Origin of the sequence: Rhizobium herbae, assembly GCF_017873135.1 — a bacterium.
Lineage (GTDB): Bacteria > Pseudomonadota > Alphaproteobacteria > Rhizobiales > Rhizobiaceae > Pararhizobium > Pararhizobium herbae.
The window spans coordinates 315,345-342,090 of the sequence record NZ_JAGGJV010000004.1; the positions used below are offsets into that span (position 1 = coordinate 315,345).

The 26,746-nt window shown below is 60.1% G+C and carries 27 protein-coding genes; 10 read left to right on the plus strand and 17 right to left on the minus strand.

Annotated features, from left to right (window positions below; all coding sequences use genetic code 11):
• Window positions 1-122 precede the first annotated feature (122 nt).
• Complete coding sequence (locus tag J2Z75_RS13145; RefSeq protein ID WP_209852981.1) at window positions 123-1,280, plus strand: hypothetical protein; 1,158 nt, start codon at window positions 123-125, stop codon at window positions 1,278-1,280.
• Between the two features lie 39 nt (window positions 1,281-1,319).
• Here J2Z75_RS13145 and J2Z75_RS13150 read toward each other — a convergent pair whose 3' ends face one another.
• Window positions 1,320-1,910, minus strand: coding sequence for a GNAT family N-acetyltransferase (locus tag J2Z75_RS13150; protein WP_209852983.1), 591 nt, complete (start codon window positions 1,908-1,910; stop codon window positions 1,320-1,322).
• A gap of 101 nt (window positions 1,911-2,011) precedes the next feature.
• Window positions 2,012-3,145 carry an ornithine/lysine decarboxylase gene (gene odc2 / locus J2Z75_RS13155; RefSeq protein ID WP_209852985.1) on the minus strand — a complete coding sequence of 378 codons (1,134 nt, stop codon included), beginning with the start codon at window positions 3,143-3,145 and terminating at the stop codon, window positions 2,012-2,014.
• Between the two features lie 708 nt (window positions 3,146-3,853).
• Between odc2 and J2Z75_RS13160 the strand changes: the two genes are divergently transcribed.
• The 3 genes from J2Z75_RS13160 (at window position 3,854) to J2Z75_RS13170 (ending at window position 6,547) form a co-directional block, all read left to right on the plus strand.
• Window positions 3,854-4,753, plus strand: coding sequence for a LysR family transcriptional regulator (locus tag J2Z75_RS13160; protein ID WP_209852987.1), 900 nt, complete (start codon window positions 3,854-3,856; stop codon window positions 4,751-4,753).
• Window positions 4,754-4,853: 100 nt separating this feature from the next.
• Entirely contained in the window at window positions 4,854-5,495 is a 642-nt protein-coding gene (locus tag J2Z75_RS13165) for a DUF1007 family protein (protein WP_209852989.1), read from the plus strand.
• Entirely contained in the window at window positions 5,489-6,547 is a 1,059-nt protein-coding gene (locus tag J2Z75_RS13170) for a nickel/cobalt transporter (protein ID WP_209852991.1), read from the plus strand. The genes J2Z75_RS13165 and J2Z75_RS13170 overlap by 7 nt, the downstream gene beginning before the upstream one ends.
• Window positions 6,548-6,605: 58 nt before the next feature.
• Here the strand turns inward: J2Z75_RS13170 and J2Z75_RS13175 are convergent, their stop codons facing one another.
• From J2Z75_RS13175 to J2Z75_RS13190, 4 genes are all read right to left on the minus strand, one after another.
• Window positions 6,606-6,821 carry a hypothetical protein gene (locus J2Z75_RS13175; RefSeq protein WP_209852994.1) on the minus strand — a complete coding sequence of 72 codons (216 nt, stop codon included), beginning with the start codon at window positions 6,819-6,821 and terminating at the stop codon, window positions 6,606-6,608.
• Complete coding sequence (locus J2Z75_RS13180; protein ID WP_209852996.1) at window positions 6,818-7,510, minus strand: GNAT family N-acetyltransferase; 693 nt, start codon at window positions 7,508-7,510, stop codon at window positions 6,818-6,820. Before J2Z75_RS13180 ends, J2Z75_RS13175 begins: the two co-directional genes overlap by 4 nt.
• A gap of 137 nt (window positions 7,511-7,647) precedes the next feature.
• Window positions 7,648-8,427 carry a tellurite resistance TerB family protein gene (locus J2Z75_RS13185; protein ID WP_209852999.1) on the minus strand — a complete coding sequence of 260 codons (780 nt, stop codon included), beginning with the start codon at window positions 8,425-8,427 and terminating at the stop codon, window positions 7,648-7,650.
• Window positions 8,428-8,562: 135 nt separating this feature from the next.
• Window positions 8,563-9,201: a 2-dehydro-3-deoxy-phosphogluconate aldolase gene (locus tag J2Z75_RS13190; RefSeq protein WP_209853001.1), complete on the minus strand. Its 639-nt coding sequence runs from the start codon at window positions 9,199-9,201 to the stop codon at window positions 8,563-8,565.
• A 232-nt stretch (window positions 9,202-9,433) separates the two neighbouring features.
• Here J2Z75_RS13190 and J2Z75_RS13195 point away from each other — a divergent pair, with 232 nt between their 5' ends.
• The 5 genes from J2Z75_RS13195 (at window position 9,434) to trhO (ending at window position 13,027) form a co-directional block, all read left to right on the plus strand.
• A complete protein-coding gene (locus J2Z75_RS13195; protein ID WP_209853003.1) occupies window positions 9,434-9,931 on the plus strand; it encodes a CYTH domain-containing protein in 498 nt (165 codons plus the stop codon).
• The gene (locus J2Z75_RS13200; protein WP_209853005.1) at window positions 9,906-10,811 is read left to right on the plus strand and encodes a CHAD domain-containing protein; all 906 of its coding nucleotides are present in this window, start codon (window positions 9,906-9,908) and stop codon (window positions 10,809-10,811) included. The genes J2Z75_RS13195 and J2Z75_RS13200 overlap by 26 nt, the downstream gene beginning before the upstream one ends.
• A 61-nt stretch (window positions 10,812-10,872) precedes the next feature.
• Window positions 10,873-11,565, plus strand: a complete 693-nt coding sequence (locus J2Z75_RS13205; protein WP_209853020.1) for a helix-turn-helix transcriptional regulator — start codon at window positions 10,873-10,875, stop codon at window positions 11,563-11,565.
• A 66-nt stretch (window positions 11,566-11,631) separates the two neighbouring features.
• On the plus strand, window positions 11,632-12,000 hold the full coding sequence (locus J2Z75_RS13210; RefSeq protein ID WP_209853022.1) for a VOC family protein: 369 nt from the start codon (window positions 11,632-11,634) through the stop codon (window positions 11,998-12,000).
• A gap of 82 nt (window positions 12,001-12,082) precedes the next feature.
• Window positions 12,083-13,027 (plus strand): oxygen-dependent tRNA uridine(34) hydroxylase TrhO, encoded by a 945-nt coding sequence (trhO, locus tag J2Z75_RS13215; protein ID WP_209853024.1) that lies wholly within the window; start codon window positions 12,083-12,085, stop codon window positions 13,025-13,027.
• Between the two features lie 6 nt (window positions 13,028-13,033).
• Here the strand turns inward: trhO and J2Z75_RS13220 are convergent, their stop codons facing one another.
• The 11 genes from J2Z75_RS13220 to J2Z75_RS13270 form a co-directional block, all read right to left on the minus strand.
• On the minus strand, window positions 13,034-15,235 hold the full coding sequence (locus J2Z75_RS13220; RefSeq protein ID WP_209853026.1) for a putative bifunctional diguanylate cyclase/phosphodiesterase: 2,202 nt from the start codon (window positions 15,233-15,235) through the stop codon (window positions 13,034-13,036).
• Window positions 15,236-15,300: 65 nt separating this feature from the next.
• Window positions 15,301-15,738 carry an aconitase X swivel domain-containing protein gene (locus J2Z75_RS13225; protein ID WP_209853028.1) on the minus strand — a complete coding sequence of 146 codons (438 nt, stop codon included), beginning with the start codon at window positions 15,736-15,738 and terminating at the stop codon, window positions 15,301-15,303.
• On the minus strand, window positions 15,735-16,979 hold the full coding sequence (locus tag J2Z75_RS13230) for an aconitase X (RefSeq protein WP_209853030.1): 1,245 nt from the start codon (window positions 16,977-16,979) through the stop codon (window positions 15,735-15,737). The genes J2Z75_RS13225 and J2Z75_RS13230 overlap by 4 nt, the downstream gene beginning before the upstream one ends.
• Before the next feature lie 68 nt (window positions 16,980-17,047).
• On the minus strand, window positions 17,048-18,421 hold the full coding sequence (locus tag J2Z75_RS13235; protein ID WP_209853032.1) for a GH1 family beta-glucosidase: 1,374 nt from the start codon (window positions 18,419-18,421) through the stop codon (window positions 17,048-17,050).
• 116 nt (window positions 18,422-18,537) lie between these two features.
• On the minus strand, window positions 18,538-18,837 hold the full coding sequence (locus tag J2Z75_RS13240; RefSeq protein ID WP_209853034.1) for a type II toxin-antitoxin system RelE/ParE family toxin: 300 nt from the start codon (window positions 18,835-18,837) through the stop codon (window positions 18,538-18,540).
• Window positions 18,834-19,097, minus strand: a complete 264-nt coding sequence (locus J2Z75_RS13245; protein ID WP_209853036.1) for a type II toxin-antitoxin system ParD family antitoxin — start codon at window positions 19,095-19,097, stop codon at window positions 18,834-18,836. The genes J2Z75_RS13240 and J2Z75_RS13245 overlap by 4 nt, the downstream gene beginning before the upstream one ends.
• 84 nt (window positions 19,098-19,181) lie before the next feature.
• Window positions 19,182-20,363, minus strand: a complete 1,182-nt coding sequence (locus tag J2Z75_RS13250; RefSeq protein ID WP_209853037.1) for a Gfo/Idh/MocA family protein — start codon at window positions 20,361-20,363, stop codon at window positions 19,182-19,184.
• 168 nt (window positions 20,364-20,531) lie between these two features.
• Window positions 20,532-21,584, minus strand: coding sequence for a sugar phosphate isomerase/epimerase family protein (locus J2Z75_RS13255; RefSeq protein WP_209853040.1), 1,053 nt, complete (start codon window positions 21,582-21,584; stop codon window positions 20,532-20,534).
• Between the two features lie 249 nt (window positions 21,585-21,833).
• On the minus strand, window positions 21,834-22,784 hold the full coding sequence (locus tag J2Z75_RS13260; RefSeq protein WP_209853042.1) for a substrate-binding domain-containing protein: 951 nt from the start codon (window positions 22,782-22,784) through the stop codon (window positions 21,834-21,836).
• A gap of 66 nt (window positions 22,785-22,850) precedes the next feature.
• Entirely contained in the window at window positions 22,851-23,855 is a 1,005-nt protein-coding gene (locus tag J2Z75_RS13265; protein WP_209853043.1) for an ABC transporter permease, read from the minus strand.
• Window positions 23,856-23,925: 70 nt separating this feature from the next.
• Window positions 23,926-25,458, minus strand: a complete 1,533-nt coding sequence (locus J2Z75_RS13270) for a sugar ABC transporter ATP-binding protein (protein WP_209853046.1) — start codon at window positions 25,456-25,458, stop codon at window positions 23,926-23,928.
• Window positions 25,459-25,623: 165 nt separating this feature from the next.
• On the opposite strand from J2Z75_RS13270, the gene J2Z75_RS13275 reads away from it, so the two are divergent.
• On the plus strand, window positions 25,624-26,655 hold the full coding sequence (locus J2Z75_RS13275; RefSeq protein ID WP_209853053.1) for a LacI family DNA-binding transcriptional regulator: 1,032 nt from the start codon (window positions 25,624-25,626) through the stop codon (window positions 26,653-26,655).
• Window positions 26,656-26,746 lie beyond the last annotated feature (91 nt).

Consider the following 26,746-nt stretch of genomic DNA (forward strand, 5'->3'; position numbering starts at 1 on the left):
ACATATGCATTCTTTTACGCGCACATGACTATAGGCCGCCAGCAACCCTAGGAGTTATTTAACCATCTAAATGCAGACTGCCCTTAAGAAACCTTGCGTTGAGGAAACGGCGGATGCGCCTATTGCTGATCATTGCGGTGTCTATGGCAATCGTGCCTTTGGCATCGGTGGCGCATAGCGAACCAACCATCGAATATTGGACCAAGCAGGGATATTCGAGCAATCTTTTGGAGAGTCCGGAACCACTTTCTGGCCCATTCTGGGAGGGATCCCTCAAATTGAAGGGGACGATCGGTCAAGACGGTGCAAAGCTCAGCTATGGAATATATCAGAAGGAGCTGCGGACCGGTGCCTATCGGTTCGGTGACACGCACGAAACCGGATTCAACCTGGGATATGCACAGCAACTCGGAAAAGATACAGTGCTGGAGTTGGAGACGTCCTATATCCGCAACAGCTCCGGAGACGTCTTCCTGCAACTTCCGGGAAACATCATCGGATACCGGGCCGTCGACAGCGCCGTTCAGGCCGGCGGCAAGATTACAACCACTGCGTTTGGTGGCAAGACGGCTTTCACAGCAAAGATAGCCGAGTTGCGCAAAGGCGACGCGCACTTCACGATCGACCTTTTGAAGCCGGCAAAACTGGATCCGGACGTCGGGCTTTTGACACTTGGTGTCAACCACTACGCCTCGGCAAAGGGCGGCGAACTGTGTTTTTGTCTCGAGTATAACCAATCGATGATCAACAAGGACGAACAGGCCATCTACTCCCGCTTTCCGGCATCGACTTTGCGCGGCTCCCTCGCCTATGGCAAAGAATTCGGCGCTGGCCTGTCACTGATCGCAGAAGCTGGCATTATCGTGCTCTCAAGCGACGACCTCAGTCACGGCAACCGGCAAAGCAGACCCTATCTGCGCGGGGAAGCCAAATGGACAACCTTCGCCGACCTCGAATTCGCCGCCGCCTACAAACATGACATCGCCATTGGCGATATCGACGATGCGCTGGCGGAAATCGTCGACAGCTACAAGATCTCGGTGTCGCGCCAGCTCAATCCGTGGGCGAAAATCACGCTCGCGTATAGTCGAACCGAAAGCGAATATATCTATTATGTTTACGACCGCACAACGAGGAACGTGTCGGCGAAGCTGACGCTCGGACAGGAAAAATCACCGCAATTCGAAATCGGCTATGCCCATGTCAAACAGACGGAGGCAGACCCGAGCGCAAACTACAAGGGCAGCGAGATCACCGCGCGCGTCAGCGGTTCCTTCTGAACAGGGATGCCATGCCCTGAAGACACGGCACCCCCATTATCAAGCAGCGCGCCGCAAACGCGGCATGGCGAGCTTGCGACCGCTGCCGACCAGCATGCCGGCAGCGCCGTCCAGCCAGCCCTCTTTCAATTCCAGCGCCAGGAAGCGGTCACGCTCGAACGGACCGGGCATCACCAGATGGCGCGCCTTGGCGGCAAAGAAACCGAAACGCTCGTAATAAGGTGCATCGCCGACCAGCAGGATGGCGCCGTGGCCACGGCTCTTTGCCTCACCGATGGCCGCGCGCATCAACGCACCGCCGATACCCCTGCCCTCATGGTGGCCATCGACAGCCAGCGGTCCAAGCATCAGGGCTTCGATCGGCACACCGTCGCGGCTAACGCCGGCTTCGACATTCCACAGGCGCACCGTGCCGATGACATGACCATCCGCATCGCGGGCAACCAGAGCCAGGCCTTCGGCCGGTACGCGGCCGCGGCGCAGCGTCTCGGACGACTTGCGGCGGCGGTTCGGGCCCATGGCACGGTCAAGCAGGTTTTCACGCGCGACGACGTCGCCCGGATTTTCGGTGTCGATGGTGAAAGCATTCTGCGCAAAGAAGGCGCGAACAGAATCAAGAACAGCGGCCATTTTGGCCTCCCGTACCCAATACCGTGATAAGCGGCGGTTATAACGAATTGTGAATTGGCTGCTCCGGTTTAACCCGGAGCAGACTTGTCAGATAACGCCAATCAGATGACGTAAGACTTCAGCGGGTCGAAACCGTTGAAGGCGACGGCCGAATAGGTCGTCGTGTAGGCGCCGGTGCCTTCGATCAGAACCTCGTCGCCGATCGTCAGCGTGACCGGCAGCGGATACATGTTCTTCTCGTACATCACATCGGCCGAATCGCAGGTCGGGCCAGCCAGAACGCAAGGCTCCATTTCGTCGGCGTCATGGATGGTGCGGATCGGATAACGGATCGCCTCGTCCATGGTTTCGGCGAGACCGCCGAACTTGCCGATGTCGAGAAACACCCAGCGGTGGTTATCGTTGTCCGACTTCTTCGAGATCAGGACGACTTCCGCCTTGATCACGCCGGCATTGCCGACCATGCCGCGGCCCGGCTCGATGATGGTCTCCGGAATGTTGTTGCCGAAGTGCTTGCGCAGCGACGAGAAGATCGCCTTGCCATAGGCTTCCGCCGACGGCACGTCGCGCAGGTACTTGGTCGGAAAACCACCGCCCATGTTGACCATCTTCAGCTCGATGCCCTGCTTGGCCAGCTGCACGAAGACGCGCTTGGCATCGGCAAGAGCCGAATCCCAGGCATCGACCTTGGTCATCTGCGAACCGACATGGAACGAGACGCCGTGCGAAACGAGACCGAGCTGATGCGCGTAGACGAGAACGTCGACGGCCATCTGCGGCACGCAGCCGAACTTGCGCGACAGCGGCCATTCGGCGCCTTCGCCATCGGTCAAAACACGGCAGAATACGCGGGCGCCGGGAGCGGCACGAGAAATCTTTTCGACTTCCTCATGGCTGTCGACGGCAAACAGCGAGACGCCGAGCGCATGCGCCTTGGCAATGTCACGTTCCTTCTTGATCGTGTTGCCGAAGGAGATGCGCGAAGCGGTCGCACCGGCGTCGAGCGCCATTTCGATTTCGGCCACGCCGGCGCAATCGAAGTTGGAGCCCATCGAGGCGAGCAGGCGCAGGATTTCCGGCGACGGGTTTGCCTTGACGGCATAGTAGATCGAGCTGTCCGGCAGGGCGTGACGGAAAGCCTTGAAATTGTCGCGCACGACATCGAGGTCAACCACAAGGCATGGGCCTTCGGGACGTCGGGTGTTCAAAAAGTCGATGATGCGTGCAGTCGTCATGGTTCTATCCCCAATCAGGTACGCTCCACGAAAACGTGGAGGACAAAGGACATACGTGCTCACGTCCTGGAACCAGCCGGTGGAGACCCCGGATCCAGACATGCGCACGATGCGCGAATGATGGATCAACGCTCCGCCAAGAGCTTCGATCCGCTTTGTCTGCCATTGATTGGAAGGAGAACCTACCGCACGTCCGGCAATGATGGTGTGCCTCTTCAGTAACCCCGGCTGATGGAAAGCCGGCAGAGAACAAAAAGGCCCGCACCGTCGTTGCTTCGAATGTCCTCGCATTTCCGGTTGGCCGGGATAGCGACTGGAGGGGTTAGTTCCAGGTACCTTACCAATTCCTCACCAAACGAGGGATCGGCGGACACCCATGGGCACGTGCGACTTTGGGCTGACGTGGAGATAAGAAAAAACCTTGTCGTAATCAAGACTTTTTTCGAATTCGCCGTAGAATTTTTATCTCAGGGAGCGGCAATTAATATGTTCAAATTTCCCGAACAAGCCGGATCAGGGCCTCGCAAAGCCCAACGTCTTGTTTTAAGTTCATTTTCCAACAAAGATGATCGCATCCGCCGCGCCAAGGAAGTGTTAACGCCAAGGCCGCCGTGAGAACAGCAGCCTGCACCGCAAGGCGCGCCGAAGAGGCCTATTGACCGAATCAACCGAGGGCAGCGGCCCTCTCTTCGCAGGAAATGGCCAATCATGGATACTTTGACCCGCATCCGCGCCTTCATCGATGTGGTCGATGCGGAAGGCTTTTCGGCCGCAGCACGGCGCGTCGGGCGCTCGAAGGCGCTGTTGTCCAAATATGTGCGGGAACTGGAAGACGAACTCGGCGCCCTGCTGCTCAACCGAACGACCCGTCAGTTTTCGCTGACCGAAGCCGGGCACACCTATTACCGCACGGCATCGGAAATCCTGAAAGAGATAGACAATCTTGCTGACCTGGTTCGCGCCAGCAATTCCGATCTCAAGGGACGCCTGCGCATTTCCGCGCCGCGCACCTTCGTCGATGCCGAGATCGGCCAGTCGCTGATCGACTTCGGCAAGGCACATCCGGAACTGTCTCTGGAAATCGTCTCGGACGATCGCTTCGTCGATCTGGTCGAGGAAGGCTTCGACGTAGCGGTCCGTATCACCAGGCTCGAGGATTCGACGCTGATTGCCCGCAAGCTCGACGACTTCCAGGTGCAGATCTGTGCGTCGCCGGAGTTTCTCGCAAAAAGCGGACCGATCCATCATCCCTCGGAACTATCGCGGCACGCCTGCATCATCGACACCAATGGCCGGTCCTATAGCAACTGGCGCTTCGTCGAAAAGGACGGCACCGGCTTCAGCGTTCCCGTCGGCGGACCGATCGAGGTCAACAGCCCGCTTGCAGCCGTGCGCGCGGCCGAATCCAGCATCGGCATTTCCAGCGTCCCCGATTTCATCGCCCGGCCGAAGATCGCAGCGGGAACGCTTGTCTCCCTTCTTGAAGAATACCTTCCCAAGGATCGCGGCATTTATGCGATCTATCCGCACCGCCGCTATCTGCCGACGAAGGTGCGGACCCTGGTCGATTTCCTGCATGCCTGGTTCCGCAAGAACACGGAAAATTGACGACTTTGCCGCAGGTGCCGCGTCCCAATTCCGTCCCATTTGCCGCTACATTGCATGAACGCTGGCGTTGCGTCGGCATAGCCGAGGGAATTGCGACAGTATGAAATCATCGTCCCTGATGCTGACGGCAGCGGCATGTCTTGTCCCCTGTGCCGCCCTAGCCCATCCGCATATCTTCGCCGAAGCACGACTTGAGATCGTCGCTGACGCGACGAACCAGATCACCGAACTGCGCAACGTGTGGCGCTTCGACGAGCTGTTTTCGGCTAGCGTCGTCATGGATTTCGACAAGAACTCGAATGCCCAGCTTGACCCGGATGAGCTGAAGGAAGTCGGCCAGACCGTTCTCGATTCCCTCGCAGAGTACAATTATTACACCACGATCATGGACAATGGCAAAACCGTGAAGGTCAACAAGCCGGACGCGATCCAGGCTGATTACAAGGACGGACAGCTGCTTTTGATGTTCGCCGTCAAACCTTCGGAAGCAATACCGCTCAAGGGCAAGTTCTCCTTCGGCATTTATGACCCCACCATGTACACGGCGATGGATTTTCCGACGGACGGCGATCTTGTTCCTGTTGGCAACCAGCTGAATGCCTGCGAACACAAGGTGGTTCGTCCGGATCCAGACGAAGTGCTTTCCCAGAACCAGGCCAGCCTGACCGACGCCTTTTTCAACGATCCAACAGGAACCGATATGTCGAAAATGTTTGCGACCAGGATCGAATTCAAATGCTGACGGCACGCAACTCCGCGCGCCTGATCGGCCTTTCGCTGGTACTCGCGGCCGTCAGCGTGACGATGGCTCACGCCCAGTCGCCGCTCGGCATTGGCACGGCCGAACCGTCTTTCCAGACCACCGGGATATTCGGCGGATTTTTCGCCTGGGTGAACATGGAGCAGCAGCGTTTTTATCACACGCTGACGGAAGCGATCAAAGGCATGCGGGAAAACCCGTGGCATCTCTGGTCGCTGATCGGGCTGTCCTTTGCCTATGGCGTTTTCCACGCAGCCGGCCCCGGCCACGGCAAGGCGGTGATCTCCTCCTACATGATTGCCAACGAGACCGAACTGAAGCGCGGCGTGCTTTTGTCGTTCCTGTCCTCGATGATGCAGGGCGGGGTTGCCATCCTTCTCGTCGGCGCCGCCTATCTCGTGCTGCGCGGATCGTCGATCTCGATGACGCAGGCGACGCATTTCCTTGAGGTGGTCAGCTACGCGCTGATCGCGGCCTTTGGCGGCTGGCTGCTGTTCCGCAAGCTGCGAGGCATGCGGGCACGCAGCCTGGCACCGGCGATGGCACATGATCATCACGATCATCGACACCACCATGACCACGCGCACCATGACCATGGACATTCGCACGATCACGGTCATTCGCATGACCACGGCCACAGCCATGGGCCTGGCGAAGTCTGCGACACCTGTGGCCACGCGCATGCGCCCGATCCATCGATGCTGAAAGGCGATCGTTTTGCGCTCCGGGAAGCCTGGTCGGCGATCATCGCCGTGGGGTTGCGACCGTGTTCCGGGGCGCTGATCGTTCTGAGCTTCGCTTTGCTGAACGGGCTCTATCTCGGCGGCGTGCTCTCGGTCTTTGCCATGTCGATCGGCACCGCCATTACTGTTTCGGCGCTGGCGACGTTGGCGGTAACCGCCAAGGATCTGGCCGTTCGCTACGCTTCAAGCGAAAACTCGGCCATGCGCATCAGCAACGGCATCGAAATCTCCGGCGCTTTGCTGGTGCTGGTGCTGGGTTTCGTACTCCTGGGCGCGTCGCTGCAGGCCTAAAGCAATTCCAGCAAAAATGCGCAGCGGTTTTGCGTCCGGAATTGCGTAAAATAAAAAGTCAGAGCCCGCGCCGGCGCTGGTAGTGAGCCCGCAGCCAGAAGATCAGGAAAAAGCCGAGTACGAACAGCGCGCCGAATGCGGCAGCAAGCCACGGCGAGAAATCGCCGAGCCAGAGCATGATTTTCGGCAGGATGAAGAACCCCACCCCGACGACGAGCAGGATGACCGCGGCGGCAATGGCCGGCGAGCGCTCCTTTTTCTCTGGCATATTCATGCCGTCTCCTTTTCAGCAAGCTCTGCGCGGATGTCTTCGAGCTTGCGCTTCTGCGTTCCGTCGCCTGAGAAGTTCTCTGGCGACAGCCAGGCTTCGAAGGCGGCGTTGAGCAAGGGCCACTCGCCATCGATGATCGAGAACCAAGCGGTATCACGGTTCGCCCGCTTGGACAGCATATGCTGCCGGAAAACACCTTCGAAGGTGAAACCAAGACGGTTCGCGGTCTTCTTGCTCGCCTCGTTGCGGTTGTCGCATTTCCACTCGTAACGCCTATAACCGAGGTCCTCGAAGGCGTGCTTGGCCATCAGATAGTGCACCTCGGTTGATAGTGGCGAGCGGGCCATCGAGAACGAATGGGCGACACCACCGACCTCAACCACGCCATTGGCCGGATCCGGCCGCATGTAATTGGCCATGCCGACAACGTCGCCGCTTGCCTTGTCGGAAAACACCTCGGTGATCCAGCCGGCTTTCTGCACGCCGGTCAGCCAAGCATCAAAATCCTCGATGCTCCGAAAGTCGTCCTGCGCGAAATACTGAAGACGCGCATTGATATCGAGCCCGCCAAAGGCCTGCCACAGCGCTTCCAGGTGCACCGCACGGTCATAGGGTACGATGCGGACGTAGCAGCCTTCCAGTGTCACCGGCTTCGGGGCAGGACAGCCGGTCCAATTCGTCAAATCACGCATTTGCACCTCCCGGAGAGACCACACCACCGGCCTTGATACCGGTTCGGGCAAGGGCCCAAACCGGTTACATCAAAGGCTTTGGCGCTGGCATAGGACAGCTCAGGCATCCGTACAAATGCAAAGTGGTGATGGGTCTATCACCAGGGCGACTTTATCGGCGGTTCGCCGACCTGGGGCACGGATGTCTGGGGAGCGTTCGCCTGCGCCTCAATGACAGGTGTCTTGGCCGCCGAGACCGTTGCCTCGATATGGTCGATCAGCGCATCGGCAAGGCCGAGACGTCCGGCGAGAAGATCGAGATAGCCGCGCTCGGCGCGCGTATCCGCATCGATAGCAAGACGCGAAGCCGTATAAAGCTCGACCCGTTCCTCCTCCGTCGTTGCGGCTGCGATGATACCGTCGAGATCGATCGGGTTGTTCAGTTCGTCATGCAAGAAACTTTCCGCTTCCGAATCGAGACCGGAGAGCTTGACCTTGTCCATGATGCGGGCGCGCTCGGCATCGTCGATATGGCCATCTGCACGAGCAGCGGCGATCATTGCACGCACCAGAACAAGGACGAAATCGTTGCGAATGGCGGCGGGTTCGGTGCTGAATCCGGAATCCGCCGGCGGCGGCAGGAGTTCCGGTTGGGCCTGGGCCTCGGGCTGCACGACCGGCTCCTTGCCTGCCTGATAGTTCTTGTAGGCCTGATAGCCAAGACCGGCGATGGCGGCGAGACCGCCGAGCTTCAGGGCGGAGCCCGTCACCTGCCGGCCGGTACCGGTGCCAAGCAGGACGGCAGCGATAGCGCCAGCGGCGAGCGGATTGTCCTTGGCCAGTTGCGTGACCTGGCCGGCGCGATCACGCACCGTGCCGCCGGCACCGGGGATCTGCGAGCCTAAAAACTGGTCCAGCAATTTCTTCGCGTCAAACATTCGGTCACACTCCCTTGGCCGGTTGAAGTCGGATTGAGACATAGGAATGCGACGAAAGGAATACAAATAAAAGACGCATGATATGAAAAGGCCGGGCGCAAGCGCTCCGGCCTTTTGAATACCTTGGCGGTTGGATCAACCCCTCAGCGCGAAAGCTTCCGCGGCGAGTTTGGTGATGCCGGCCCAGTCGCCCCTGGCGACCAGCTCCTTCGGCGCGACCCAGGAGCCGCCGACGCAGACGACGTTGGGGAGCGACAGGTAATCCTTCGCATTCGACAGCGAAATGCCACCGGTCGGGCAGAACAGCGTGCCGGCCAGCGGCGAGGACAGCGACTTGAGGTAGGCAGCGCCACCAGCCTGTTCGGCCGGGAAGAATTTCATCACCTTGTAGCCTTCTTCGCGCAGGCCCATGACTTCGCTTGCGGTCGCCGCACCCGGAAGCAGCGGAATTTCGGAATCGTTGGCGGCATCGATCAGTTCCTGCGTCGTGCCGGGGCTGACGATAAACTGCGAGCCGGCCTCGACCGCCGCCTCATATTGGGCGGCATTGAGGATGGTGCCGGCACCGGCCACGGCGCCCTCAACTTCGTTGGCAACTGCGCGGATGGCTTCGAGAGCGGCCGTCGTGCGCAGGGTGATCTCGATCGCCTTCAATCCACCGGCGACGAGAGCCCGCGCCAGCGGCACGGCAGTCGCGACGTCATCGATGATCAGCACAGGAACGACCGGCTGCAATTTCAGGACGGAAAGAAGTCTATCGGTTTTCTCGCTCATGCCGGACAGCCCTTTTAAAACGATTGAAGTGAGGTTCGAATACTCTTCCCATCCGCTTTTGTCGATACCAAACGGGATTGTCCAGCCTATTCGGACATGGTGACGCACGCTTGACAACCGGCGCGGCACGACGCTTCGCCCAAGCCCCAGCTCGCCCGAAGGGCTTGCTTGTCCCGTCGCCGCAATCCTGTAGTCTGCGTTTGATTGACGGGAAAAAACGGCAGACTTCTCAATGGCCAAGGAAATAGAGCGCAAGTTTCTGGTGGCATCCGACGGCTGGCGCGATACCGCGGATGGCGGCACGCGCTTTCTGCAAGCCTATATCGTCACCATGGACGACCGCTCCGCGCGGATACGGTTGATGGACGAAAAGCGGGCGAAACTGACGATCAAGATCGGCACAGGCTCGATGACGCGGGACGAGTTCGAGTATGAGATCCCGATCGCCGACGCGAAAGACCTGATGTCGAAAGCCGTCGGCCTCGTCATCGAAAAGACCCGCTATGAGGTGAAGCATGGCGGTTTTGTCTGGGAAGTCGATGTCTATAGCGGCGCGCATGAGGGTCTTGTTGTCGCTGAAGTCGAGCTCGGGTCCGAAGGCGACGTGCCCGATCTTCCGGCATGGCTGGGTGCAGAGGTGACCGGCGACCCGCATTACTCGAACCAGTATCTTTCAACCAACCCATTGGTTTCGAAGGCAGATCATGAGTTATCATATTCGCCCTTCTGAAAATTTCACGGAAGAATTCAAAGCTGTCGGCGTCGAGCAGTTGAAGCTCGCCATCACCGTGCTGACGGAGCGCCCGGACGGTCTTGTCGAGGCGATCCACGATGCCCGCAAGAATTTCAAGAGGCTGCGCTCCCTCTATCGCCTCGCCGCCGCCGACGTGCCGGCTTTCCGCCGCACGGAAAATGCGCGCATCCGCAACATGGCAAGGACACTCTCTGCGTTTCGCGATGCGACGGCTCTCGTCGAAGTCAGCCAATACCTGATACGCAATGCTGAAAACGGTGAAGAACGCGCGGCACTGAAGCGGATCGCCAAGGTGCTGGCCGCCCGGAGCGACGAACGAGCCGCCGACGGGAAACCAGTCGAGGAAAGCGTGGCGGCGGCCATTGCCACTTGCGGCCGCGCGCTGGAGGCGCTCTCCCGCATCACTTTCGAGGACGGCCGCAGCGCCGGCGCCAAACGTATCGGCAAGGGCTGGCGCAAGGCGCTGGAACGTGCAGCGACCGCACGCGCTGCCTGCGAGAACACGACAGACGCACATCTTTTCCACGAACTGCGCAAGCGCGGCCAGGACTACCGGCTCTATCTCGACCTCCTACAGCGGCTCTGGCCTTCGGCGATGCACGCAAAGCGGGTCGAGGCGACGGAGATGGTCGATCTGCTGGGCCACCACAACGATCTGGCGCTGCTTGCCTCTCTCGTCAACGAGCAGCCGCATCTTTTCGGAAAGAGCGAGGATCTGGCCTATCTTCTCTCCGCGGTGATTACCCGGCAGGAGGCGCTGAGGGAGGCTGCTTTGAAGCTCGCCGATTCCGTTTTCCGCGATGATCCGAAAGCCGAGAGCCGTAAAATCCGGCTGTTGTGGAAGGACGCCGCCTGAGCCAATAACGTCTCGTCACGTTCGGGATTGATGCTGCCATTTGCTGGCAGTACACTCAGTCATGTCCCGTTCCACCCGCCTTCTCGACCTTATCCAGCTTCTGCGCACTTACCGCCGCCCCGTCAGCGGCAGCACGCTGGCCCAGCGCATGGGCATCAGCATCCGGACGCTCTACCGCGATATCGCCACGCTGCAGGCGCAGGGCGCTGATATCCAGGGTGCGCCGGGCTTTGGATATGTCCTGAAACCCGGCTTCCTGATGCCGCCGATGATGCTCAGCGAAGAAGAGATCGAGGCCTTGGTCCTGGGTGCGCGCTGGGTGGCGGCGCGGACGGATGACGAACTGAAGGACGCGGCCCGCAATGCGCTGGCAAAAATTGCCGCCGTGCTGCCGGTCGATCTTCGCCATGAGCTGGAAACCAACTCCCTGCTCGTCTCCTCCGCCAGGAAACCCAATGTCGGGACCACGGATTTATCGGCGGTCCGCGAAGCGATCCGGCAGGGCCTGAAGCTCGATATCAATTATGGCGACGTCAATGGCCAAACCACGAGCCGGCGCATCTGGCCGTTTGCGCTGGGCTATTTCGAGGAAACCCGCGTTCTCGCCGCCTGGTGCGAGCTGCGTGAGGATTTTCGCCATTTTCGCGCCGAGCGGATAGCTTCGATGACAGTGACCGACATCCGTGTTCCGCGAAAACGCGAGCGCCTGCTGGCGGATTGGCGGCGGGCGCATAACATTGTCCACGACATGTGATACTACTGCCATAAACTGACAGTATGCCCGTTTAAAACGGTCTCCGTAAACACGAAGGAGATCACCATGACAGCCGATTACATCCTGCTTGCCGTCGACAGCCCTGCCGAAAGCGCGAATTTCTACCAGACTGTTCTCGGCACGACGCCACTGGAACTCTCGCCGACCTTCGCGCTGTTCAAGATGAACGAGAGCACCAAGCTCGGCCTTTGGTCCCGGAAGACGATGGAGCCGAAAGTCACCGGCACCGCCGGCAGCAGCGAGCTGGCAATTTCGGTCGCCGGACGCGAGGGCGTCGATGCGCTGCACGCCGAATGGAGCAAGAAGGGCGTCACCATCCTGCAGGAACCCGTCGCCGCGGACTTCGGCTATACCTTTACCGGCGCCGATCCGGATGGCCACCGCCTGCGCGTCTTCACGCCTGAAGGCATCTGATCAAGGGTGTTGCGGCCCGGCGCGAACAGCCGGGCCGCAATGGCAATTGCGCGAAAGAGCCGAAAGCTGTATTTCACGCCGCATGACAGACGCGCTTCAAATTCCTCGCCCGGAAGCCGGTGGCCAGTTTCTGGTGGCCGCGCTTTATCATTTCGCCTCCTTCGGGCGCTTCGCCGATTTCCGGCAACCGCTCCAGCAGATGTGCGACGACAATCAGGTCAAGGGCACTCTTTTGCTCGCCCACGAGGGCATCAACGGCACGATCGCCGGCCCCGAAGAGGGCATCAAAGCCGTCCTGGCATTCCTTCGCGCCCAGCCCGAGTTCACAAACCTCGAGCACAAGGAAAGCTGGGCTTCGTCCATGCCGTTCCTGCGCATGAAGGCGCGATTGAAGAAGGAAATCGTCACCATGGGCGTCGAGGATATCGACCCCAACAGGATCGTCGGCACCTATGTGGCGCCGAAGGATTGGAACGCGCTGATCTCCGATCCGGAGACGCTGGTGATCGACACCCGCAACGACTACGAGACGGCGATCGGCATGTTCCGCGGCGCGGTCGACCCAAACACCAAGAGCTTTCGTGATTTTCCCGGCTGGGTGAAGAACAATGCGGACCTCGCAGCCAAGCCGAAGATCGCCATGTACTGCACCGGCGGCATCCGCTGCGAAAAGGCGACGGCCTTCATGAAGGAACAGGGTTTCGACGAGGTCTATCATCTCAAGGGCGGCATCCTGAAATATCTGGAGGAAATGCCCGAGGAAGAAAGCCTGTGGGACGGCGCCTGCTTCGTCTTCGACGACCGGGTGTCGGTGACCCACGGTCTGAAAGAGGGCGAGCATACGCTCTGCCACGCATGCCGCCAGCCGCTGACACCGCAAGACCTTTTGTCACCCCACCACGAACACGGTGTCTCCTGCATCCGCTGCCACGAGACCCGCACCGAGGAAGACCGTCTGCGCTATCGCCAGCGGCAGCGGCAGATGGAACTGGCAAAGACGCGCGGCGAGCGGCATCTGGGAAGCTGAGAGGCCTTACGCCGAAAGCGATACGATCCCAGCGGCCGCGTTCTCGGCCAGGAGCGCCGGCAGATCGGCCTCTTCGACGGGGCGGAAGTAGAAATAGCCCTGCAGCTGGTCGCATCCGCACAGCCGCAGGAAGAGCGCCTGTTCCTCCGTCTCGATGCCTTCCGCCGTCACCGGAATATCGAGCGCCGCTGCAAGTGCCAGTGTCGCCTGCAGCATTTCCCGCCCGCGCGGGATGTCCTCCAGGGCGTTGATCATCGAACGATCGAGTTTCAACCGGTCGAAACCGAACTGCCGGAGATAGCCGATGCTGGAAAACCCGGCACCGAAATCATCGAGCGCGATGCGCACGCCAAGCGCGTTGAGCGCTTCGATCGTCCCGCGGGCATGGGCGGGATTGTGGATGAAATAGCCTTCCGTCACTTCCAGCGTCACCGAAGCGGAGCGTATGCCGCTCTCGTCAAGCAGCCGCGTCACATTTGGAATGAAAAAGGGATTGCGGAACTGCGCCGGTGAAATATTGATGGAGATGCCGATCTGCGGCCATGTCCGCATCACCCGCAAGGCCTCCCGCATCACGAACAGGCCGAGCCTGTCGATCAATCCTGACGATTCCGCCAGCGGTATGAACACCTCCGGCGAGACCATGCCCATTTGCGGGGAATTCCACCGCAACAGGGCCTCAAGCCCGACAATCGCCTTTGTCCGGGCATCGACGACAGGCTGGTAGACGACGAAAAGCTGGTTGTCCTGGATGCCGGCGCGAAGAGCCACTTCCATTGCCTTGCGCTCGGCAAGGACAATATCCATCTCCCTGTCATAGGCAATAGCGCGGCCGCGGCCTTCCGCTTTTGCTTTGTACATAGCGATATCGGCGCGCCGCAACAGCTCCTCGGCATCGACAGAGCCAAGCGCGGAAACCGCAGTTCCGACGCTGACACCCACCACCACGACCAGTTCACCGATCATGAAGGGCTCGGAGAAGAAATCCAGAACCAGCGTATCCAGCGATCGGCTTGGTTGCAGGCCTCGCTGAACCGGCAGCGCGATGGCAAACTCATCGCCGCCGAAACGGGCCAGAATGGCCTCCTGAGGAACAAGATGCGTCAAACCCGCCGCCACGCTGATGATCAGCCGGTCTCCGGTCGCATGCCCATACACGTCGTTGACCTCCTTGAAGCCGTCCATGTCCAGATAGAACAGCATCACGTCGTCGCGGCTGTCGCGCGCCGCGCCGATCATGTCCTTCAACCCGGTGAAGAGCCCCATGCGATTTGAAAGGCCGCTCAGCCTATCCGTCAGCGCCATCCTGCGCGCCGCGATCTCGTCGCCGCGCAACTTGCCGATGACGAGCGAGCCGGCGAGGACCAGCAGCGCGACGAAAACACCAACAATCATCATCGCGGCAAAGACGTAAGGACGCACCTGCCGGTAACTGATATCGCCGGGAGACTGTGCAGTCCAAGCGAGACCCGCGATGGCACGTCCAGCCGGATCGGTGATCACGGCTGAACCGGGAGGAACGGAAGAAGCGTCAATCAGATGCAGGCCCTGAATGAGATACGTCTCGGCGATACCGTCGATTTTTGCCTGATCCAGATGACGGACGAACACCAGCCGTTGCAGCCGATCCAACGGCACCGGAATATCCGCCGACGCCGCGCGAACAGTCGATACGCCGACGATCGCAATGCCATCGCTTGCCTGAACAAAACCGGATGCTTGCGCACCGGCGCCAATGCCGGCATTGCGGACCGTCTGCATCATGCCGTCGAAAGCCGGCGACAGGAATTCGGACGGCGACGTGAGGAACAGTTCTCCCCGCTGGAATGCCATCAGTATCTTATCGTCCGGGCCGAGAAGATAGGCCGTATCGAAAATATCCGACGCGGCGTTGGCAAGGTCGTAGTTCTGAAGAACCCAGTCCTTGGCCCCTGAAGAATAGACCGCCTGGGCAGCGGCGTCCCAGACCGTATAATCGACCATGGTCGAGGCCATCTGGCTCTGCAGCGTCGCCAACGCACCGGATACCGCCTGGCGGGACCGGCTTTCATCAAGCGCGTTGGCTGTAACAGCGACAGTCTGGAGTGCCGTCAGCACCACCGCCACGGCGGCGACGACGACCACGGCAAAGGATACAAGCAGAAGCAGCACGACATGTTGCCGCTTCAGCCGGATCGAATTCAGGAATGGTGTCAAAAGTTCGCGCATCTTGCGCGCACAGTGTCAGGAAAAACATTTCGGAATGTTTTACAGCAGTTGCTGAAAAAAGGTTTTTACAAGACCGCGGCTAGAACTTGCAGCATTGCTTCCGACGTTTTTGCATCCAGCGCAAGACCCCAGCTATCGCTGACCAATTGCCAATTGAATTCCGATGCCAGCACCACCGGACAGGACACGCCGTACAATTCGGCAGCCACCATCGCGCCGACCGTCACGATCGCGTCCCGCGTCATCAGGACGATACCCGCCGGTCCGGTTCCCCGGCGGATCGCCTCGGCTAGAACCGAACTGCCGGAACTGGAGCCGCGCCCGGCTTTCATGACGAGAATGCGGCCGGACAGAACCTCGTCCTTCTGCGTATGCCACCGATCGATGATCCGGCCGGTGGCGGAATCAAGACCGCCCCAAAAGCTCAAGGGTTCCGACAGCACGAAGGTTTGCCCCTGCGCCTGTCCGGGAACGAGCGTGACGGCGGCGATGAAATCGGTCACAGCCGCACCACCTTTCCGGCGCGGGCCGAGGCGATGCAGTCCGCAAGCGATCCGAAGGCGATATCGACGCCGATATTGCCGGGAGCGTAGTAGGCCATCTTGCCGGAATTGGTCATGATCGCACCGGACATGTCGCGCATGATCGCGGTAACATAGGTGCAGGTATCGATGACGAGCGTCACGCCGTGAGCCTCCAGCGTTCGATCCCAGCCGCGCCTGCCGAGTTCTTCGAGAACGCCGCGATGGGTGTTGATGTAAATGTCGATAACGGGCTTTGGCCCTTCGACAAGAGGCATCAGCCGGACGAATTCCTCCAGCGAGAAATGCGGCGTGCCGAAGCTGACGCCGACGAGCGGCGTGCCATCCGGCACGGTCGACAGGCCACGCACGGTCCGGCGCAGGTCATCCGTGGTCAGCCGGATCGTTTCGATGGGTTGCCGGCCTTGAAATGCCGCCTCGACGGTCGGCGCCTCCGGCGTCAGGCCAACCGCATGGAACAGGGCGACAGCTCCCGACGAGGCCGCAACGGCGCCGAGCGCCTTCAGGTCGTCCTCCCGCGTATGAACAGGCAAACCGGTGATGGCCGGGATGAGACTGCCACAGCGCTTGCCGATCGTGTGGCCGACCGCGACGCAAGCAGGACCAGCGTCGGACCACTCCTCCGGCAAGCTTTCGATCTCGACCAGAACCTGCGCGCGCCGGTTTTCCGGCATATGCAGCCCGTAATAGGGTGCCCTGCCCGTCAGCGCGCAACAGAGGTCGATGAAATCGCCATAGCGATTGGTGCGGGCACCGATGACCGAATTGGCAAAGACGATGGCATTGGATTCCGCCCAGGCGATCTGCGCGCCGAAGCGCGGCCGGAACATCGTCTGGTAGGGCGCGCAGGTAAACGTCGGCATACAGCCGAGTTCCTCATGCGCTTTCATCAGCCGCGCGCCGTTGGCGCCGATCTCCTTGTCGCCGTGGAACAGTTCCGGATGGATGAGATCGACGGATCCGACATTCAACGTCGTCGGCACGCGAACGCGGCCCTTCAGGCGCACCAGATGCTCGACGAAATCGAGACTGACCTGACCGAGATAAAGACAGCCGTCGATATGGGCTGCCTCGATATCGATGAAGCTTTCCGCCTCGACCGCCTCGGCAAAACGCGTCAGTAGCCGCATGCAGAAGGCCGCCGCCTCGCCGTGGATACCGGCCAGCAGTTCGCCATCGAAAAGGGAAAGTTGAAGGGCCATGATCCGGCTTAGAATGCCGGATCATTCGATGTCAATTGTGACGCGTCGTTCTCAATCGAACAAGGCTGTCACCCAGCCTTGTGATTACCCTTCGGAAACTCTTCAGCCAGTTCCTTGTACCAATGGCCACTCTTCTTGATGGTGCGAACCTGGGTGTCGTAATCGACATGGACGATGCCGAAGCGCATCCTGTAGCCTTCCGCCCATTCGAAATTGTCCATCAGGCTCCAGGCGAAATAGCCCTTCATCGGATAGCCTTCGGCGATCAGGTCTGCCACGACCGAGAGGTGATCGGAGATATAATCGAGGCGTGGCTGGTCGTCGACCACGCCGTTTTCGATGTCCATATTGTAGCAGGCGCCATTCTCGGTGATGTAGCAATCCGGCAGTTCGTAACGATCATTGACGGTGCGGATGAGGTCGCCGAGCGCCTGGGGAAAGACTTCCCAGCCGATATCGGTCTTGACGTCGCTGACCGGCTTGGCGTTGACCGTTGCCGGGAATTCGGCGCCCTCAGACGGGTCGTGGGAAACACGCATCGGCGTGTAGTAGTTGACGCCCCACCAGTCGGTTTTCTGGCTGATCGTCGCCATGTCGCCGTCCTCGATAACAGGCATGCGGTCGCCAAGAGCGGAAAGGAAGCTGTCGGGATATTCACCCTTGAAGATCGGGCCGAAAAAGACGCCGTTATGAAAATCGAAGGCGCGTTCGGCGGCGGCCGTGTCTTCGGCACTGTCGCTGCCCGCATAGACGTGCATCGGGTTGATGACGATGCCGACCGGCAGATTCGGCTGCTCCTCGCGGACCGTGGCGACGCCGAGGCCGTGGGCGAGATTGGTAAAATGCAGCGCGTGCAGTGCTGCATCCATGTTGCGTTCGCCCGGCGCATGGATACCCCAGAGATGGCTGAGCCAGACGGAGCACCAGGGCTCGTTGAAGGTCGCCACCGCATCCAGCCGGTCGCCCAGCCGGGAAATCACGGTCTTGGCATAGCGCTGGTAGGCATAGGCGGTCGAGCGCGCCGTCCAGCCGCCGTCGCCCATCAGCGCCAGTGGCAGGTCCCAATGGTAGAGCGTGGCGAATGCCTTGATGTTGCGCTGCTTCAGGCCATCGACGAGACGATCGTAGAAATCCAGCCCCTTCTCGTTGATCGGGCCGGTACCTTCCGGGATGATGCGCGGCCAGGCGACGGAGAAGCGATAGGCCTCGACGCCGAGGCTCTGGATCAGGTCGAGGTCTTCGTCCAGCCGATTGTAATGATCGCAGGCTATATCGCCATTGTGGCCCTTGTAGACGCGCCCCGGCATGTTGGAGAAGGCATCCCAGATCGAGGGCTTGCGGCCATCAGCCTTGGTCGCACCCTCGATCTGGAACGAGGCGGTCGCCACGCCGAAAATGAAATCGCCGGGGAAACGGTCTGCAAGGGTCTTGGGATCGATCATGAAATTCTCCGGATAGGCAACACAAACTGCAACGTTGCAGTAAAATGGTTTTTGAGAAAGTCAACCGCGCGTTTTGAGAAACGCGGTAGGATTTGCTCGCGGCGAAAATGCGATATTCATGTTTCAGGAAAAAGAATGGCCTCGTAGTCCTGAACGCCGTTCAAAATATGCAGAATTTCAACCCTGTCAGCGCCGACCGCATAAAAGATCAGATAGCCTCGATAAGGACGCCTTCGAACACCAGTGTTCGCGTAGCGCGGAACAAGCGGAAAAGCATAGGGCGATTGAGCCAGTCGCTCGCAGCGATCGATCAACTCCCGAACAAAGACTACCGCGCGACCCGGATTATCGTGAGAAATATAATCGGCGATATGCTCGATGTCCGCCTCGGCCGCGTCGGTAAAAACGACGATCACGAATTGCCGTCTTTTTCCTCATTCTCATATTTGGCGACGAGGCGCGCAAGCACATCCTTTGCAGGCTTCACCCGGCCAGCCTCCACATCCGCAAGCCCACGGGCGATCGAAAGGTCGAGCGCGGCCAGTCTCTTTTCGCGATCCTCGATCATCCGGACACCTTCCCGCAGCACTTCACTGCGAGAATTGTAGCGTCCGTTTTTCACCAGATCGGTTACATAGTCTTCCAGATGCTGTCCGAGGTTCGCGCTGCTTGCCATGTCGTTTCCTGTTTGTCTGCCGACAGAAACAATAACAGTTAGCATAACAGCAAGCGCGAACCGGATAAAGATTGCCCGAACAAATTAAACCTTCACCCAGGCACCGTTGCGCCTTGACGACTGCACGCAGGCATCGACGAACACCATGCCCTTCATGCCATCGTCGATTGTCGGATAGATGACAGCCGGATCGACGGCCACACCCTTGCGCTTGGCAAAGATGGCGCGGGCGGCTTCCGTATAGATATTGGCGAAACCCTCGAGATAACCCTCCGGATGACCAGACGGGATGCGGGAGACGCGGGCGGCGGACGGGCCGGAGCCGGCACCGGCGCGGGTGATCAGCCGCTTCGGTTCGCCGAACGGCGTATACCAGAGATAATTCGGATCCTTCTGCGTCCACTCGAGACCGCCCTTGGTGCCATAGACGCGGACCATCAGGCCGTTCTCGTGGCCGGGAGCGACCTGGCTGCACCAGAGCAGGCCCTTGGCGCGCTCACCGTTCTTTTCCTTGAAGCGCATCATGACATGGGCGTTGTCGTCCAGCGCCCGGCCCTTGACGAAACTGTCGAGATCGGCGGCAAGCTCTTCCAGTTCCAGGCCGGAGACGAACGCGCCGAGATTGTAGGCGTGGGTGCCGATATCGCCGGTGGAACCGCCGGCACCGGACTTCGACGGATCGGTGCGCCATGCAGCCTGCTTCTGGCCGGATTGCTCGATATTTTCCGTCAGCCAGTCCTGCGGATATTCCATCTGCACCAGCCGGACCGCGCCGATATCGCCATTGGCAATCATCTCGCGGGCCTGACGCACCATCGGATAACCGGTGTAGTTGTGCGTCAGCACGAACAGCGCGTCGCTCTCGTCCGCCAGCTTCTTCAGCTTCTTCGCATCCGATAGCGTCGAGGTCAGCGGCTTGTCGCAGATCACATGGATGCCGCGCTTGAGAAATTCCTTGGCCGCCTCGTAATGCACATGGTTCGGCGTGACGATGGCAACGGCCTCGATGCCGTTCTTCAGCTTGGCCTCGCGGATCGCCATTTCCTTGAAATCGGAATAGCTGCGCGATGGGTCGAGACCAAGCTCGGCGCCCGAGGCCTTGGCCTTTTCCGGCGTCGACGACAGGGCGCCGGCGACCAGCTCGAAATGATCGTCAAGACGCGCCGCCATACGGTGGACCGCGCCGATGAAGGCGCCGGTGCCGCCGCCGACCATGCCGAGGCGAATGCGTTTTTCGCGAACCTCTGTGGTTCCTTCGATTGCCATGAGAGTGTCTCCTCAATTGTGTTTTGTGTTCGCGGAGAGTTTTACCTCCCCCTTGAGGGGGGAGGTCGCAGCGAAGCTGCGGGTGGGGGTAATCCGTTGCGTTTCGCGAAAAGTCGCCCCACCCCGGCGCTTTGCGCCGACCCTCCCCTTCAAGGGGAGGGTTTAAACCTAAAGTCCCAGCATGCGCCTGTTGGCCGCCTCATCCGTGCCGCTGTCGGCAAAATCGTCGAAGGCTTTTTCCGTCACGCGGATGATGTGGTGCTTGACGAATTCCGCGCCTTCCCGCGCACCGTCTTCCGGGTGCTTCAGCGCGCATTCCCACTCGACCACGGCCCAGCCATCAAAATCATGGGCCGTCAGTTTCGAAAATACGGCGCCGAAATCGACCTGACCGTCGCCCGGCGAGCGGAAGCGCCCGGCCCGGTTCACCCAGCCCTGATAGCCGCCATAGACGCCCTGGCGCCCGGTCGGATTAAACTCGGCATCCTTGACGTGGAACATCTTGATGCGCTCGTGGTAGATATCGATATTGTCGAGATAATCCAGGCACTGAAGAATGTAGTGCGAGGGATCGTAGAGCATGTTGGCACGCGGATGGTTGCCGACCCGATCGAGGAACATCTCGAAAGTAACACCGTCATGTAGGTCTTCGCCGGGATGAATTTCGTAGGCGACATCGACACCGCAATCTTCGGCATGATCAAGGATCGGCCTCCAGCGGCGGGCCAGTTCGTCGAAGGCCGTCTCGACCAGACCGGCCGGGCGCTGCGGCCACGGATACATGAACGGCCAGGCAAGCGCACCCGAGAAGGTCGCATGTGCCTTGATGCCGAGATGCTTTGATGCCGTCAGCGCCATCTTGACCTGTTCGACAGCCCATTCCTGGCGCGCTTTCGGATTGCCGCGCACTTCGGGGGCGGCAAAACCATCAAAGGCTTCATCATAGACCGGATTGACCGCGACCAGCTGCCCCTGGAGATGGGTCGAAAGCTCAGTCACCTCGATGCCGTTTTCGCGGGCCTTGCCGGCAAACTCGTCGCAATAATCCTTCGACGCCGCTGCTTTTTTCAGGTCGATCAGCTGACTGGCCCAGGTCGGCACCTGAACGCCGATATAGCCGCAATCGGCCGCCCATTTGGTAATCGAATCCCAGGAATTGAAGGGAGCGGCATCACCCGCGAACTGCCCGAGAAAAAGCGCCGGGCCCTTGATGGTCTTCATGTCAGATTCCTCCCTGATTATCGACCGTAAACGTTTTCGAAGTGTTTTAACATGCCATTTGTCGAGGGCAAGACGCCTCTGTCCGACAATAGCGGGCCAGCGGAGATGGCCAGAATTCCAGTGCGCCGGAACCTAATCACGGTCTTCCCCCAACGGCAAGAGGTACGTGCCGCAAATATAACGGATGCGATTCCAGGTAATAAAAATGGGCGCCCGTTTTCGCGGGCGCCCGGTATTTCTGCTGGCCGATCAGAACGGTGAATCGGGGAAGTAGAAGTCCTTGGCATTCTCCTTGGTGACGAGCGTGGCGTCGATCGTGTAGACGCCGCGAACAGGAACCTGGCCGTAGAAATTGGCGACCGTCATTTCGAGTGCGGTACCAACCATTGCCGGCGGATAGAGCACGTCGACCGGGATCATCTTGTCGCCGTCCATGACCTTCTTGATCATGTCCTTCGAACCGGCACCGGCCACGACATACTGGATGTCGGTACGCTTGGCCTGGTCGATGGCCTGCAGCACGCCGACAGCCATGTCGTCGTCCTGGCACCAGACCACGTCGATCTTCGGGTACTTGGTCAGATAATCCTGCATGACCTTGAAGGCGTCGTCGCGGTTCCAGTTGCCAAACTGGCGATCGAGAACCTTGACGTTGGAACCTTCGATGCCCTTGTCGAAACCGTCCTGGCGCTGCTGGTCGATCGGGATCGGCAGGCCGCGGATGATGACGACTTCGGCGTCCGGCGTCGTTGCCTTGATATATTCGCCGGCCGTCTGGCCAAGCGCCGGGTTGTTGCCGGCGACGTAGAGGTCGCGAACCGTGTTGTCGTTGACACTCGGTGCGCGGTCGACGATGGCGACGAACGTGCCCTTGCTCTTGACTTCCTTGATGGCGTTGACCAGCGGATCCGGGTCGGACGGCAGGATGACGAGCGCATCGATGCCCTGCGTCTCAAGGTCCTGCACGGCATTGGCCTGGCTTGCCGGGTCCGGCGACGTCTTGACGATGACGTTGAGGCCGGGATGCTGTTCCATCAAAAGCTTGGCGACGCGTTCGGCATGGAACACGACACCGGAGGTCCAGCCATGGTCGGCGGCCGGGATCGAAACGCCGATCGTGACCTTCTTGTCTTCCGCCTGGGCCACACTGGTCAGCGCCATCATGGCGACGGCTGCAGCGCCCAAAATTCCTTTACGCATGTTTCTCTCTCCCTAGTGAATGCGGGTCTGGCAGTCGGTGACCGGGCGACCCATGAACCCGGTTATTCACGATTTCCGCACCAGCGAGCGCTGAACGAGCATGGCGATGATGATGATCGCACCCTGGATGGCCCCGATCAGATATTCGCTGATGAAGTTGGAAAGCAGCATGATGTTGCCGACAAGTTCGAGGATGAAGGCACCGCAGATCGTGCCCCAGACACGTCCAGCGCCACCCTTGAGCGCCGTGCCGCCAACCACCACGGCGGTGATCGCCTGCAGCTCCCAGAGGATACCCGTCGTTGCCGAGGTCGATCCGAGCCGCGGCACGTAGAGGAGGACGGCAATGGCGACGCAGAGCCCCTGGATCACGAAGGCGATGGTGCGGACGCGGTTAACCGGAATGCCGGAATAGCGAGCGACGTCGCTGTTCGAGCCGACGGCGACGACATGCCGGCCGTAGCGGGTGCGATAGAGAATGAAAGCCGCAACGCAGGTGACCGCCAAGATTACCGCGATCGGCACGGGCAAGCCAAGGATCGAGCCGAAATAGGCCGGACGGTAGAGCTCCTGCAGCTGAGGGTCGCGCAGCGTGATCGCCCCGCCCTGCGAAAGCCAGGTGGTCAGGCCGCGATAGATACCCATCGTGCCAAGGGTGGCGATGAACGGTTCGATCCTGCCCACTGTCGTGATCAATCCATTGACCAGGCCGCAAGCGGCGCCGCCCACAAGCGTGAAGGCGACGGCGGCGGTCAGCATCAAGGCCGGATCAGCGATGACACCCGAATTCATGAACAGGATCATCAGGCTGGCGACGAACGCGACCATCGCCCCGACGGACAGATCGAGATCGCCCGACGAGATCACGAACGTCGCACCGATCGCGATGATGGCGATGAAGGCGCTGCGGGTCGCGACATTGGCGAGGTTGTTTATTCCGATGAAATTCGGGTTGACGATCGCCCCGAGGATGAGAAGCAGCACCAAAGCTGCAAAGGGTGCGACGGCCCGAAGGTCGACATCCCGCCAGTTGCGACGCCGGACTTCCCTGGTGTCCTCATTCACGCTCATATTCAAACCAACCTCCCGTCCCATTGTCTCTGGGAATTCACATCCCGTCCCTGCCCGCGTCTTTGCGCGGTCAGGCGACAGCCTTTTTCTTCAAACCCGCCGCATAGCGCATGATCTCCTGTTCGGAGATTTCATCCCCCTCCAGCATGCCGACGATCCGCCCCTCGCGCATGACCGCGATGCGCGTGCAAAGACCGATTACCTCGGGCATCTCCGACGATACAACGATGATCGCCCGCCCATCGCGGGCGAGCGCCGAGATGAAATGATAGATTTGCTGCTTGGTACCGACATCGATGCCGCGCGTCGGCTCGTCGATGATGATGATGTCCGGCTCGGTTTCCATGACCTTGGCGAGCAGCAGCTTCTGCTGGTTGCCGCCCGACATGCGGCCGGCGACGACGTTGCCGTCGCGCACCCGGATGTCGAAGCGGCGGCGCGCGCGCTCCAGCGCGGCAGCCTCGCTGGCCGGGTTGAGATAACCAAGCTTGCCGTGATTTTCGAGGGATTGCAGCGTCAGGTTGGCCGTCATGCGCGAATTGAGAAGCAGCCCCTTCGACTTACGATCCTTGGTCATGTAGGCGAGGCCGCAACGGTTTGCCGCGTGCACGTCACCCGAAGGCACGGTTTCCCCCTTGATGACCACCTCGCCGGAAGCGCGAGACCGCAACCCGGCAACAGCCTCCATCAGTTCCGTGCGGCCCGAGCCGATCATGCCGGAAAAACCGAGGATCTCGCCCTTGCGCACCTCGAAGCTCGCATCCCGGACATAGCCGGTCGATAGCGAATTGACGCTGAGCATGATCTCTTCATCGACATCGGGCTCGGTCTTGGCCGGAAAAAGCTTGGAAAGTTCGCGCCCGACCATCAACTGGGCAATCGATTCACCATCGAGGATCGCTGTCGGCGACGTCTTGATCCATTGCCCGTCGCGGAGCACCGTGACCCGATCCGTCAGCTCCATCACTTCGTCGAGCTTGTGAGATACGAAGACGAAGCTCGTTCCCTGATCGCGCAACTTGCGCACCTGCTTGAACAGGTAATTGGTCTCCTCGCGCGACAGCACCGCGGTCGGTTCGTCCATGAACACCACCCGGGCATCGCGGCTGATGGCCTTGGCGATTTCCACCATCTGCTTGTCGGCGATGGACAGCGAACTGATCATTGCATTCTCATCGACATGCGAGCCGAGCAGATCGAGAACCCGGCGCGTTTCCGCCCGCATATGCTTGCGATCGAGCATGCCGAAGCGCGTCACCTCGCGGCCGAGAAACAGGCTCTCGGTGACGGTCAGGTGTTCGGCCAGATTGAATTCCTGGTGGATGATGACGATGCCGAGCGCCTCGGCCGCGCCGTTGGGCGGCAGCTTGACCGGATTGCCATCAAGAATGATTTCGCCGGAGGTTGGCTGCTCGAAGCCGGAGAGGATTTTGACGAGCGTCGATTTTCCGGCGCCGTTCTCACCCATGAGCGCATGGATTTCGCCGGCACGCAGATCGAAATTGACGCTGAAAAGCACCTGCACGCCGTTGAACGACTTGCTGATCCGCCGCGCGGACAGCACGACCGCGCCGGCACCGGCGTCGATGGTCTCCGAACTCATAGTCCCTCCCTGCGGCTCCCGTCCGCTTGAGATGCTATGTAAACCTTTACATAGATGATGTAAAGGTTTACATCTGGACATGACGGAGATTTTATCCAAGCGGGCTTTGACCTCTCGGGAACTCTGTGTAGTGTCCCGCCGAGACTAAACCCAAGGCAGAGCGCAGTGTCGAATTCCACGCCGGCAACCATCGAAGACGTCGCCCGGATTGCCGAGGTTTCGATCGCGACAGTCTCGCGAGCCATCCATATGCCGGAGAAAGTCGCAAACTCGACGCGGCTGAAGGTCAGCCAGGCGATCGCCATCACCGGCTATACGACCAATGCCATGGCTCGCAGCCTCCGGCTCGGCCGGTCCAACATGATTCTCGTCGTTGCACCGGATATCGGCGACCCCAATTTCTCCAGCATCCTGGTGGGTCTGGAGAACGAGGCCCGCTCGCATGGCTACGGCATCCTGATTGGACACACCCAGAATGATGCCCAGCGCGGGCTGGAATATCTGAAGTTCCTCAACTCCAACCAGGCAGCCGGGCTGATCCTGTTCACCGGCATCCTGCCATTCGGCCATCAGACCATGACCGCCCGATTGCCACCCAGCGTCGGTGTCTTCGAACCGGTCTTCAACGGCGGCATTCCCTATGTTGGCGTCGACGATATCGAAGGTGCCCGCAAGGCGGTCGACCTTCTGCTCGCCGAAGGGCATCGCAAGATCGCCTTCATCGGTGATTCCCGCACGCGGCTGGCCTATACGCGGCGACGCATGGGCTATGAGGCAGGAATGGACGCGGCAGGCGTCGGCGCCGATCTGCGCATCGTGCTCGAAGGCGACGGCACGATCGAAAGCGGCAGGCTGGCGGTCGAGCAGCTTTTCATGCGCGACACGCTGCCGACGGCCTTCATGTGCGTCAACGACCAGACCGCGATCGGCGTGATGATCGGCCTTGGCGCGCGCGGCTATGATATTCCGCGGGACTTTTCGGTGACGGGTTTCGACGATGTGCCGCAGGCCGCCTTCATGTCCCCCGCGCTGACGACGATCCGCCAGCCGCGCACGTTGATCGGCAAGCACGCCATGGCACTGCTGCTGGAACTCCTGTCCGACGGCCAGCCGGCCGAGACGGAGATTCTGCTTCGGCCCGATCTTGTGGTGCGCAATTCCGTCTCCGCGCCGTCACGGGAATGGGCGACGCGCTGACTGCGCGATGAACTCCGCAATCGATGGAAGAGACCTTCTCCGACACACATGGCCGGAGACTCCCGTGAAGTCCCTCATTGCGTCAATTCAC